The sequence below is a fragment of the Streptomyces griseiscabiei genome, from assembly GCF_020010925.1.
Taxonomy (GTDB): domain Bacteria; phylum Actinomycetota; class Actinomycetes; order Streptomycetales; family Streptomycetaceae; genus Streptomyces; species Streptomyces griseiscabiei.
In genome coordinates this window covers 1,738,231-1,749,894 of sequence record NZ_JAGJBZ010000002.1, presented here as the reverse complement: position 1 = coordinate 1,749,894, position 11,664 = coordinate 1,738,231, and the positions used below count along the sequence as shown (strand labels likewise).

10 protein-coding genes are annotated in these 11,664 nt (G+C 73.3%); 8 read left to right on the top strand and 2 right to left on the bottom strand.

Features of this window, described 5'->3' with window-relative positions:
• Positions 1–5: 5 nt before the first annotated feature.
• The gene (locus tag J8M51_RS25035) at positions 6–1,538 is read right to left on the bottom strand and encodes an IucA/IucC family protein (protein ID WP_086762883.1); all 1,533 of its coding nucleotides are present in this window, start codon (positions 1,536–1,538) and stop codon (positions 6–8) included.
• Positions 1,539–1,724: 186 nt separating this feature from the next.
• Between J8M51_RS25035 and J8M51_RS25030 the strand changes: the two genes are divergently transcribed.
• The 3 genes from J8M51_RS25030 (at position 1,725) to J8M51_RS25020 (ending at position 5,410) form a co-directional block, all read left to right on the top strand.
• On the top strand, positions 1,725–3,242 hold the full coding sequence (locus J8M51_RS25030; RefSeq protein ID WP_086762881.1) for an IucA/IucC family protein: 1,518 nt from the start codon (positions 1,725–1,727) through the stop codon (positions 3,240–3,242).
• A gap of 84 nt (positions 3,243–3,326) precedes the next feature.
• Entirely contained in the window at positions 3,327–4,595 is a 1,269-nt protein-coding gene (locus J8M51_RS25025) for a VWA domain-containing protein (protein WP_086762879.1), read from the top strand.
• Positions 4,595–5,410, top strand: a complete 816-nt coding sequence (locus J8M51_RS25020) for a hypothetical protein (RefSeq protein WP_086762877.1) — start codon at positions 4,595–4,597, stop codon at positions 5,408–5,410. The genes J8M51_RS25025 and J8M51_RS25020 overlap by 1 nt, the downstream gene beginning before the upstream one ends.
• 206 nt (positions 5,411–5,616) lie before the next feature.
• On the opposite strand, the gene J8M51_RS25015 is transcribed toward J8M51_RS25020, so the two are convergent.
• Complete coding sequence (locus J8M51_RS25015; RefSeq protein WP_267299491.1) at positions 5,617–6,258, bottom strand: winged helix-turn-helix transcriptional regulator; 642 nt, start codon at positions 6,256–6,258, stop codon at positions 5,617–5,619.
• An 87-nt stretch (positions 6,259–6,345) separates the two neighbouring features.
• Here J8M51_RS25015 and J8M51_RS25010 point away from each other — a divergent pair, with 87 nt between their 5' ends.
• From J8M51_RS25010 to J8M51_RS24990, 5 genes are all read left to right on the top strand, one after another.
• The gene (locus J8M51_RS25010; protein ID WP_216591560.1) at positions 6,346–7,554 is read left to right on the top strand and encodes a pyridoxal phosphate-dependent aminotransferase; all 1,209 of its coding nucleotides are present in this window, start codon (positions 6,346–6,348) and stop codon (positions 7,552–7,554) included.
• An 84-nt stretch (positions 7,555–7,638) separates the two neighbouring features.
• On the top strand, positions 7,639–8,178 hold the full coding sequence (locus J8M51_RS25005) for a hypothetical protein (protein WP_267299490.1): 540 nt from the start codon (positions 7,639–7,641) through the stop codon (positions 8,176–8,178).
• Positions 8,175–10,271: a M48 family metallopeptidase gene (locus J8M51_RS25000; protein WP_267299489.1), complete on the top strand. Its 2,097-nt coding sequence runs from the start codon at positions 8,175–8,177 to the stop codon at positions 10,269–10,271. The genes J8M51_RS25005 and J8M51_RS25000 overlap by 4 nt, the downstream gene beginning before the upstream one ends.
• A gap of 67 nt (positions 10,272–10,338) precedes the next feature.
• Complete coding sequence (locus J8M51_RS24995; protein ID WP_086764867.1) at positions 10,339–11,046, top strand: sensor domain-containing protein; 708 nt, start codon at positions 10,339–10,341, stop codon at positions 11,044–11,046.
• A 59-nt stretch (positions 11,047–11,105) separates the two neighbouring features.
• The gene (locus tag J8M51_RS24990) at positions 11,106–11,639 is read left to right on the top strand and encodes an HAD domain-containing protein (protein WP_086764869.1); all 534 of its coding nucleotides are present in this window, start codon (positions 11,106–11,108) and stop codon (positions 11,637–11,639) included.
• Positions 11,640–11,664: the final 25 nt, after the last annotated feature.

Below are 11,664 nucleotides of genomic sequence, written 5' to 3'. Positions count from 1 at the left end.
GCGCCTCACTCCGCCCGGGACGTCCGGATCGGGTTGGGCAGCGGGAGATAGCGCGCGTCGGCGCCGTCGGCGGCCGTCCAGCGCAGCAGCAGGTTCGTCTTGCCCGGGAGCGTGGGGGAATCGAGCAGGGCGGCGGCCTCGGGCGGCTCCGGGTGGCGTGCCAGCTCGTGGCGTACGGCGGGCCAGGGGTCGAGGCCCGGGTGGTGTTCGGCGAGGGCCGCCGCGATCTCCAGGAGGTTGTTGACGACGAGGCAGTAGACCAGCCGCTCCCAGCCGGCCTCCCGGGTCACGTCCGACAGGAGCTTCACACCCTCGGCGTCGCGGTACACGGCTCGTACGGGTGTGCCGGTGGCGTCACAGGCGACGAGGGTGTTCTGGAGGTGGGCCTCCAGGACGACTCCATGGCCGTGGAAGGCGGCCAGCGCCGGGGGGACGACGGCGCGCAGATACGCCTCCCACCAGGCCGTGGGATCGGTGGTGTCGGCCAGCGGGTTGCCCGGGAAGGCCGCGGTGTCCTCGGTGAGGGCGGCGGCGAGGCAGGGCGTCGTGCCGGGGGGCACATGGCCGTCCAGGCCGTCCCGGACCAGGACCGCCAGTTCCTCGAAGGCGAAGTCGGCGGTGCGGTAGCCGCGGTCGCTCAGCCAGGCGCCCGGCTGTCCGGCGAAGGCCGCCGTGACCGCGCTGTCCGTCCGGCGCAGCTTGAGCAGGTCGTGGCGCCACAGACGGCGGATGTCGTTGGTGATCCGTACGTCCAGGCTGAACTTGAGGAAGAGGTCGGGGACGTCGCCGGGCGCGTCGCCGGGCACGTACACCGTGCGGATCGCCGCCGTCGGCCAGACCTCGCCGGAGGTCCGGCCGAGCCGGACGAGCCGGCCGTCGGCGAACGCGTCCGCCAAGTCGGCGCCCAGGAGGTCGAGTTGCCAGGGGTGGGCGGGGAGGAGCCGGTAGCCGGGCGGGGCCGGGCCCAGGGCGTCGAGGGCGGTGGTGTCGCCCTCCTCGACCACCGTGTCCTCGCGGACCCCGAGGAGGGTCAGCGGGAACCGGGCGTACGCCTCGGGCGCGTACGGCAGCCAGCGGTCGGGCGGGCCGCCGCCGCGGGCCTTGGGGGCGGGGTGGAACGGGTGCCCGGTGATCAGGGACTGCTCGGACCGCCGGTACGGGTCCTCGGGCGCCGGTGTGCGGGCGCGTGCGGTGAGGAGGGCGGCCACGGCCTCGCGGCTGTCGAGCATCTCGGCGGGCAGTCCGGAGCCGGACGGGCCGGTGAGGGCGCGGAGTTCCCCGACGGCGAGTTCGACGAGTCCGGTGTGGGTGAGCGGCTGCCAGGTGTCCGCCGCCGTACGCACCTCGGGGTGGGAGGGGCGCCGGGTGCCCTGGACCCGCAGCAGCCGTCCGCTGCCCTTGAGGCGGTGCACATGGGCCGCGCCGGACCCGCCGACCGGCTCTCCCGCTTCCCTGAGAAGGCAGTTGAGCAGCGGTGCGGCGGCATGGGCGTCGGCGGCGGCGCCGACGCGGGTCGGGGTGGCGTCCACGGGGTCCATTCGTTCCTTACGGTGCACTCGTGATCAGTCAGTATGTCTGCCCGCCCGCCGCCGCCATGCGTCGCGGCGGAGGCGGGCGGGCAGTGGTCGTACGCCGGCGTTCGAACCGTCGGTGACACCCCCTACCGGTTCCGACGCGGGTTCCGTACCCGCCCGGCGCCGTCCCCGCACCCGAGGAGCCCGTCCGTGGACCGTCACCCGTTGTCCGACGCCGACGCCGAGGCGGCGCTCGGCGCCGAGCTGGGCGCCGTACGCCCCGATCTGACGCTGCCGTACACGACCGCGCTGCCCGGCGCCCGGTCCGCCGTGCTGTCGCGGCTGTGGCGGGGCCTCGTCCATGAGCCGCTGCCCTGGGTGGCGCGCCGGGACGCGGCCGACGGCGACGGGGTCACGCTGCGCCTCGCCGACGGCCGTCGGCTGCACGGCCCGGCCGTGGACCCGTACGGCACGGCCGGGGGCGTCGAGGAGGTGTGGCTCGACGGGCGGCCGTACGACCGTCCGGCGCGGCTCATGACCGCGCTGGCCGTGCCGCACAGTGCCGCCTTCGCCGTGGAACTCGACCACAGCGTGGCCTCGTTGGCGCTGTCGCGGGCCGGTCAGCCGGCCACGGCGGTGCCGCCGGAGGCCGGCTGGGAGTGGGAGCAGGCGATCGTCGACGGGCATCCGTTCCATCCCAACTGCCGTTCCCGGCCCGGTTTCTCGGCGTACGACCAGCTCGCGTACGGGCCGGAGCACCGGCAGGTGGTGCGGCTGGGGCTGGCGCCGGTGGCGGACGCGCTGGTGGTCGGCGAGTGGCCGGAGCGGTTCCGGGACGGCGGGCGGGTGCTGGTGCCGGTGCATCCGTGGCAGGCGGCCCATGTGCTCAAGTGCCCGCCGGGGGAGGTCGTCGAGGCGCATCCGCTGATGTCGCTGCGCACGCTCGCCCTCGCGGACGGCGGGCCGCACGCGTCTCATGTGAAGACCGCGCTGAGTGCCCGGCTGACCTCCTCGGTGCGGGACATCTCGGTCTACTCGATCGAGACCTCGGCGATCGTGTCGGACTTCATGGCGTCGGTCGCCGCCCGCACCGACGGGCTGCTGCACGTGACCCGTACGCTCGGCGCGGTCACCGCCGGTTCGCCGGATCTGGCGGCGGTGCTGCGGGAGTCGCCGGAGAGGTACGCGGACACGGCGACCGGGGAACGGGTCCTGCCGGTGGCCGCGCTGGCGGCGACCGAGCTGCCCCGGTCGCCGTCGTGGCTGGCGGACTTCGCACGGCTCGCGCTCACGGTCTGTCTCCGGCTGCTCGACCTGGGCGTGGCCCTGGAGGCGCACGGCCAGAACCTCCTGGTGGTCCTGTCCCCGTCGGGTGCCCCCCGCCGCCTCGTCTACCGCGACCTCGCGGACATCCGGGTCAGCCCCGCGCGCCTGGCCCGGCACGGGGTCGCGGCGCCGGCCATGTCCGGGCGCATCATCACGGACGACGAGACGACCCTGCGCCGCAAGCTGTTCGGGGCCCTGATCACGGGCACGCTCGGCGCCACGGCCGGTTCGACGCCCGTCCTGCGCGAGGCGCTCGCCGCCGCCGTACGGGATCTGCCGCGCACGCCCGATCTGGGCACGCTGCTGGAGGGGCCGGTACCGACGAAGGCGTTGACGCTGATGCGTCTTTCGCCGGAGCGGCCCGGCGACATCTGGGCGGAGGTGCCGACTCCGCTGCGGTGAACGGTGCGTCAACAGGCGGTCTCGTTCCGGAGGATGGCCGGTCTCGTTTTGAAGGGTGGCCCTCCGGATCAATAGGATCCGCCGATGATCACAAGACAACGGCTGACAGCAGGGGTGTTCGTCCTGCTCGCCGTCCTGACGGCCGGGATCGCGGTCCCGACGACGGCCGTCGCCGACGAGACCACGGCCCTGGCGCCCAAGGTCAACCTCCTGCTGGACGTGAGCGGTTCGATGCGGGCCAAGGACATCGACGGGCAGTCCCGGATGGCCGCGGCGAAGCAGGCGTTCAACGAGGTGCTGGACGCCACGCCCGAGGAGGTCCAGCTCGGCATCCGCACCCTGGGCGCGAACTACCCGGGCGACGACCGCAAGACGGGCTGCAAGGACACCGCGCAGCTCTACCCGGTGGGGCCGCTGGACCGGACCGAGGCGAAGGCGGCGGTGGCGACGCTGGCACCGACCGGCTGGACCCCGATCGGCCCGGCGCTGCTGAAGGCCGCCGACGACCTGGAGGGCGGCGAGGGCACCAAGCGCATCGTGCTGATCAGCGACGGCGAGGACACCTGCGCCCCGCTGGACCCGTGCGAGGTGGCCCGGGAGATCGCGGCCAAGGGCATCGGTCTGACCATCGACACGCTCGGCCTGGTCCCGAACGCCAAGATGCGGCTGCAGCTGAGCTGTATCGCCGAGGCGACCGGCGGCTCGTACACCTCGATCGAGCACCGGGACGAACTCACCGACCGGGTCAATCAGTTGGTCGACCGGGCCGCCGATCCGGTGGTCGTGCCGAAGGCCGTCGAGGGCGCGGAGGCATGCGCGCAGGCGCCCACCCTCACGTCCGGCCTGTACACCGACCGCGAGGAGTTCGGCCAACAGCGCTGGTACCGGGTCGAGGTGAAGCCGGGTCAGGAACTGCGGGCCTCGGTGAGCGTCGCGGCCGACCGTGACGTCAATCCCGACTACGGGGTGCTGCTGCGTGCGGTGACCACCAAGAACCGCGAGATCGTACGCGGTGAGGCGGCCGGCAACGGCCGGACCGACGTCATCTCCGCGGGTCTGCGCTATCCGAAGGCGGAGGCCGAGGACGAGGAGGACGAGGACGTCGCCGAGTCCGTGTGTCTCCAGGTGACCCACTCCTACTCACCGGCGAGCGGGGTGAAGACCACTCCCGGTCTGCCGCTCGAAGTCACCGTCGACGTCGTGGAGGGGCCGGACCCGGCCGCCGACGTGGCCTCCTTCGGCCTCGGCCGCGGCTGGTGGCTGCTGGGTGTGCTGGTGCTCGTCGGGTTCCTGGCGGGTGTGCTGTGGGGCTGGCTGTCACGCTGGCGCGTCGCGGTCTGGAGGACCAACTGATGCGGATCACACGTGTGCTGGGCGCGGCCCTGCTGATGCTGGGCCTGGCCGTCACCCCGGCGGTGGCCGATACGACCCCCTCGCCGAGCGCGTCGGAGGACGGTGACGCGCCCACCGAGGCGGGCACCTCCTTCCGTACGGCCACGGAGTTCGAGCAGGGGCAGAAGGCGACGGCGAGTGCCTCGACCGGCGACTACCTGTACTGGTCGTTCCCGGCCGACGCGGGGCAGCGGCCGACCGTACGGGCGAGCGTCGAGCTGCCCGAGGGGGCGAAGTCCTCGTCCACCTGGCAGCTCGACGTGTACGACGGGCTGCGGCGCCGTCAGGCCTGCCAGTACGGGGCGCAGACCCGGACCGCCGCGGCGGGGGCGGCCTCCGTCGAGCTGTCCTGCACCCTGCGTACGGTGCGGGCCTGGTCGGAGCAGTGGGCCGACGATCCGCTGCCGGGGACGTACTACGTCCGGCTGACCACGATCCGGCTGGCCACGGGTGACCTGGGGCTGCCGGTCGGTACGTCGGTCGAGGTGGCCTCGAAGGACATCGGCGGTTCCGCGGCGGTCGACGGGGCGCTGGCGCAGCCGCTGGTGCCGGGGATCGCGGTCACCTCCGGGGAGGACGAGGAGGGCGAGGACTCCTCCACCGAGGCGGTCCTCTCCTCCCTCGAACCCGACGACGGGTGGGCCTCCGGCTGGTGGAGCGACCGCTGGGTGTGGACGGCCGTCGGTGCGGTGCTCGCTGCGCTGGCCGGGATCGGGGGGTACTCCCTGACCCGGGGGGCGGGTCGGCCGCGCCAGGTGCCGCCGCCGGGGGTCTGACCGGCCCGTCCTGCCCCACCGCGCTCGCTTTCGTCCGCGGGCCCGGTGGGGCTTCTCGCGCAGTTCCCCGCGCCCCTTAAGACCTCCGGCCCTTTCGGGCCGAGAAAGCAGGGCGCAGCCCGCTTTTTCAGGGGCGCGGGGAACTGCGCGACCAGGCCCCACCGGGCCCGCACCCGACAACGCACCCCACCCGCCCCCACGCACCCTCACCCCTCCCGCAACTCCTTGGCCAACGCCCCCTCCCCCACCACCACGACCCGCCCCGCCCGCACCGCGTCCCTCAGGGTCAACTCCCCCCGCGCAAGCTCACCGCAGGTGCCCGCGTCGAGGGTCAGCCGTACATCCGCCTCCCCGACCCCGGTCACCGCCCCGTCCCCGTACACCCGCCGCGCGCCCTCCGCACCGACCCACACATGGAACTCCCCCTCCTCCAGCCGGACTTCGACCAGCCCGGGGGCGTACCCGTCGAGCGCCCGGAGCAGCGGCAGGGCGAACCAGTGGGCCCGCACCGCGTCCGTGGCCCGGCGTTCGCCGAGCGCCGCCTCGCCCCACGCCCCGAGGGCCTGCACCACGGGCAGCAACTCCCGCCCGCGCCCGGTGAGTTCGTAGACGTAGACCGCTCCCGGCGGCGGCAGCCGGCGTCGCGTGGTCAGTCCGTCGCGTTCCATGTCCTTCAGCCGTCCGGCGAGGACGTCGGTGCTCACACCCGGCAGGTCCGCGTGCAGATCCGTGTAGCGGCGCGGGCCGGCCAGCAGTTCGCGGACGATCAGCAGGGTCCAGCGGTCACCCACGACATCGAGGGCGCGGGCGGCGGAGCAGTACTGGTCGTAGCTTCGGCGTGGTGACATGCGACGCAGTCTAGACATGTCGTTGGACTTTCCAAGCTGGAGCTTGGTAAAACCAAGCATCACACGAAACCGGAGGGGCGAGCGCGCATGGAGTTCCGGCAGTCGAACAAGCTCAGCGAGGTCTGCTACGAGATCCGCGGCCCGGTGATCGAGCACGCCGACGCACTGGAGAAGGCGGGCCACAGCGTGCTGCGCCTGAACACCGGCAACCCCGCGCTGTTCGGCTTCGAGGCGCCGGAGGAGATCCTCCAGGACATGATCCGGATGCTCCCCCAGGCGCACGGCTACACGGACTCCCGCGGCATCCTCTCCGCCCGCCGGGCCGTGGCGGGGCGCTACCAGACCCTGGGCCTGGAGGTCGGCGTCGACGACGTCTTCCTCGGCAACGGCATCTCCGAGCTGATCTCGATGGCCGTACAGGCACTGGTGGAGGACGGCGACGAGATCCTGATCCCGGCCCCCGACTTCCCCCTGTGGACGGCCGTCACCACGCTCGCCGGGGGCAAGGCGGTGCACTACCTCTGCGACGAACAGGCCGACTGGTACCCGGACCTGGACGACATGGCGTCGAAGATCACGGACCGCACCAAGGCCGTGGTCATCATCAACCCCAACAACCCCACCGGCGCGGTGTACCCGAAGGAGATCATCGAGGGCATCCTCGACCTCGCCCGCCGCCACGGCCTGATGGTCTTCGCCGACGAGATCTACGACCAGATCCTGTACGACGACGCCGTCCACCACTCGGTCGCCGCGCTCGCCCCCGACCTGGTCGTCCTCACCTTCTGCGGACTGTCGAAGACCTACCGCGTGGCGGGCTTCCGCTCGGGCTGGCTGGTGGTGACCGGCCCGAAGCAGCACGCGAAGAACTATCTGGAGGGCCTGACCATGCTGGCCTCCATGCGGCTGTGCGCCAACGCGCCCGCCCAGTACGCCATCCAGGCCGCGCTCGGCGGCCGGCAGTCCATCTTCGACCTGACCGCGCCGGGCGGCCGGCTGCACGAACAGCGCACGGTGGCCTGGGAGAAGCTGAACGAGATCCCCGGTGTGTCCTGTGTGAAGCCGAAGGGTTCGCTGTACGCCTTCCCCCGGCTCGACCCGAAGGTCCACAGGATCCACGACGACGAGAAGTTCGTCCTCGATCTGCTCCTGCGCGAGAAGATCCAGGTCGTCCAGGGCACCGGCTTCAACTGGCCCACCCCCGACCACTTCCGCATCCTCACCCTGCCCCACGCGGAGGACCTGGAGGCGGCGATCGGCAGGATCGGACGCTTCCTGAGCGGGTATCGACAGTGACGAATCATTCCTCTGGCGCACAGCCCCTGTCATATCCCTCTATAGTCCCCAACACGCGACGGGCACACGGGTTCGGGGGTAGGGATGAACTCCGGTTCGGAAGTGGTCACAGGGGCGGACGTCATCGGTGCCGCGCTCCACCTTCTCGCCTTACGCGGGGAGTTGGGGCCCACTGACGCCGAACGGGTCGAACACGAGCTGCCCGGGCATCTGGAGCGGTACCGCGCCGATCCGGTGACGGTCGATCAACTCGCCGGTGGGCGGGGTGGGTTGATGACGACCGGCCTGGTGACCACGGTTCTCACCGAACCTCTGGTGGTGGCCGTGGTGGCGACGCTCATCGGGGAGGGCGTCAAGGCGGGCGCCCGCGCGGTCAACGGAAGACTCGGCCGCCGGCGGGCGAGCAGACAGCGGAGGCTCGCCGCGGCACTGGGAGAACCCGCTCAGCCGTTCGAGGCACAGGACCTGGGCTGGCTGCGCGGCCATGTGTCGGCCCGCATCGAGGCGATCGGCTGCCCGCCGGAGCAGGCGGCTGCCGTGGCCGACGCCGTCGCCACCGCCTGGATCGCGCGCGGCCGGGGCACGGCCCCCGGCGGTGCGGAACCGGGGGGCGGCACCGGGTGACGGATCCGCGCGCCGGGGCCCCTCCCGCGCTGCCGCATCCCACATCCACCCAATTCCTGCTGCTGCTCCTCATGGTGAGCGCGGCATCGCTCTTCACCGGCACCTGGTGGGGCGTCCTCACCCGGGACGGCTGGACGGCCCGGCGCGAGGCCTGTCTGCGCCGAGCCGCCGGAACCGCACGAGCCGTCGGGACCGCCGCCGGTGACCTGGGCACCACGACCCGCTGCCTGGACGACCTGCTGCTGCGGGAGTCGGCGGTGAGCCTGCTCGGCCCGGTGGTGGTCCTCGCCCTCGCCGCGCTGGCCGTGCTCGTCACCACCGGCTGGCGGCTGCGGCGCTGGCACCGCCGCCCGCTGCCGGTCCCCGCCCGGACGACGGCGGCCCTGAAGTCCTGCCTCGCCGAGGCCGGACACGCCCCCGCCGTCCCGCCGAGGGCGGTCGTCGAGCGACGCGGCGGACTCGGCGGCGTACGCGAGGAGGCACGGGCCTACGGGCTGTTCGCCCGCCAGTACGTGGTCCTCGCCAACCACACACCCCTCTCCTGGGAGACCTCGCCGGACGAGGACCACGACCGCGTCGCGATGGCGACCCTGCGCCACGAGGTCGCGCATCTGCGCGCCGGGGACGTGGGCCGGGGCCGGTTCGCCTTCCACGTCCTGTGGCTCTTCCCCTGCGTCGTCGTACTCCCCTTGGCGGTCGCGGCGATCGGCCGTCCGGCGAACCTCGCGCTGTCGCTGGGCTGGCGGCTCGCCGCGGTGACCGCCGTGGTCCTGCTGGCGTTCGCCGCGTTCGTCCGCACCCGCGAGTACGAGGCCGACCACACCGCCGACACGGCCCCCGCGGACCCGGGCGGGATGGCGTTCGCCGTACGGCGGTCGGTGGCACTCGAAGTGGTGCGGCGGCGACTGCCCGGGGTGCCGCGGCCGGCCGCGTTGCTGCGGCTGCATCCAGACGGCCGCAGCCGGTTGCGGGTACTGGAGGAGCCGGGCAGGCCCCACCGGCTGCTGCTCACCTCCTGCCTGATCGCGGGCATCGCGGTCGGGGCCGCGTTCCAGGAGATCGCCCTGCTGCTCGAAGCCGCCACGGCGGGCGACGCCTTCCTCGCCCACTGGCTCACGGGACTGCTCACCGGCACGGCCGTGGCCGCCGTGGTGTCGGTCTCCGTGTGGCGCGACGGTCACGGCACGGGTGACGCCCTCCGCTCCGGCGCGCTCCTGGGGCTCGCACTCGTGGTGGGCTCGCAGTTGTCGCCCCGCGCCGCCGGCGCATGGGAGCGGCTGTTCCCCACCGCGCTCGTCCGGGGCGACCACTACGCCCTCCTCGGTGCCCGGCCGGTGGCGGTACTGCCACTCGTGACCGTCGCGGTCCTCGGCGGAGCCGTCTTCGTGGCCTGGTCGCGGGCGCTGGCCCCCGTACGGCTGCGGACCGCGCCCGGACCCCGGGTGCTGATCGTCCTCGCCGGCCTGGTGCTCTCCGTGCCGCTCGCGGTGTGGTTCCAGCTCCAGCGGCTGGTGGCCACGTCGTACGTCCCGCCGCGGGCCGTGGGGCGGCTGCTCCTGACTCCGGTGGTGTACGGGGGGTTGTGCGCCGGCGGGGTCCTCGCGCTCGTGGTGCTGTGGACGGCGTGGCGAAGGCCCTGGCGCTCCACCGCCCTCGCCGGCGCCTGCACCTGTGTCTGCGCCGCCGCGCTCCTGCCGATCGGCGCGGTGACCGTGGGCACGGTGATCGACCGCCGGGTCCCGCCCGACCCGCCCCTGACCCGGCCGACCGACGACACCGGCCGTGCGCGGGACCTCCCGGACGACCTCCCGGAAGGCGAACTGCCCGTCCTGCCGAGTGCCACGGGTCCCGGACGCCACCCGGCCGTCGAACCGGCGCTCGCCTGCTTCGTCCTCCTGGCCGCGCCCACCGCGGATCTCCGTACCCGTGACGGCCTCCGGGAGGTGCTGGAGCAGATGAGGGTGACCCGCGACGCGAACCTGCGCGCGGTCGTCCTGCGCGTCCTCGAAGGCCTGGAGAGCGATCCCGGCTTCGACACGGGCGCGGCCGTCCGGGAGGTCCATGCGGCGTGCAAGGTCGTGCTGGCCCGCTGACACCGCGAACGAGCAACAGCAACAGCAATGAGAAGGAACGAGAGCAACGGGAAGCAACGGGGGTTCCATGAGGATCACAGCACTGCCGTTCGCCACCACCACCGCCGTCGCCACCGCTGTCGCCGTAGTCCTGCTGACCGGGGGCTGTGGTGGGGACGGCGGTTCCGCGCCGGACGAGGGCGAGGGCGAGGGGCGACGGCTGCCCACCCGGGCCGAGGTCTCCGCCGCGCTGCTGCGGGAGGACGACCTCACCGGCTACGACACGGTCCTGCCGGACGACGAGGCCGTACCACCGGACCGTTCGGACCGCCCGAGGTGTCTGCGCGCCCTCAACGACCTCGACTACGGAACCCCGGCCTCCGGCACGGCGGTGCAGGCGCGCATCCAGTTCGGGCACAGCCGGTTGGGGCCGTGGATCCGCCAGACCCTCCGGGTCTACCGCGACGACTCCACCGCCGAGAAGGCGTACGAGAGGACCCTCGCCGATCTCGTGGACTGCGAGGAGTTCACCATCACCTGGTCCGATCTCGCGCGCACCGGGACGGAGCGGCTGCGGCAGACGTCGAATCCCCGCCTGGGGGACCGGAGTTGGGCGGCCGGTATCGAAGTGGAGCTGGGCGGCTTCCCGTCCGGGGAGACCAAGACGCTCGTACGCCAGGGCAGGCTCCTCGTGGTGATCAGCCATGCGGCGGCCCCGGACGCACCGCCTCGGGAGGAGACCGAGGACATCGCCCGGCGGGCCACGGAACGCGCGGCCCGCGCACTGGACGTCTGAACTCACCCCGGGGGACGAGGGGATGCACGCCGTACGTCCGCGCTGGGTAGCCCTTCCTCATGACTGACCGACCACTGCTCCTCCTCGACGTCGACGGTCCCCTCAACCCCTTCGGCGCCCGAATACGGCGGCCACGCGGCTATGTGACCCGCCGGGTGCACCCCGCCAACTGGTCCTCGCGGCAGAAGCCGGGGTCCCGGCGGCTGCGCCGGGGCCTGCGGATCCGGCTGAACCCGGCGCACGGGGAACGACTGCTCGCGCTGCCCTACGAGTTGGCGTGGGCGACGACATGGATGCACGAGGCGAACGAGATGATCGGGCCGGTGATCGGGCTGCCGCGCGATCTGCCGGTGATCGAGTTCGCCGACCTCTTCGCCGAGGACCCGGACGGGCTGTACTGGAAGACCCGGCAGGTCCTGGCGTGGGCGGCGGGGCGGCCGTTCGTCTGGGTCGACGACATGATCACCGACCTCGACGTACGGCACGCGGCCGAGCACCACGACGCGGCGGCCCTGCTGCTGCGGATCGATCCGCGCCGGGGGCTGCGGGAGGAGGAGTTCGCGGAGCTGGAGCGATGGGCCCGTGCTCTGTGAGGCGGGGCGCCGCCGGTGCCGTGGG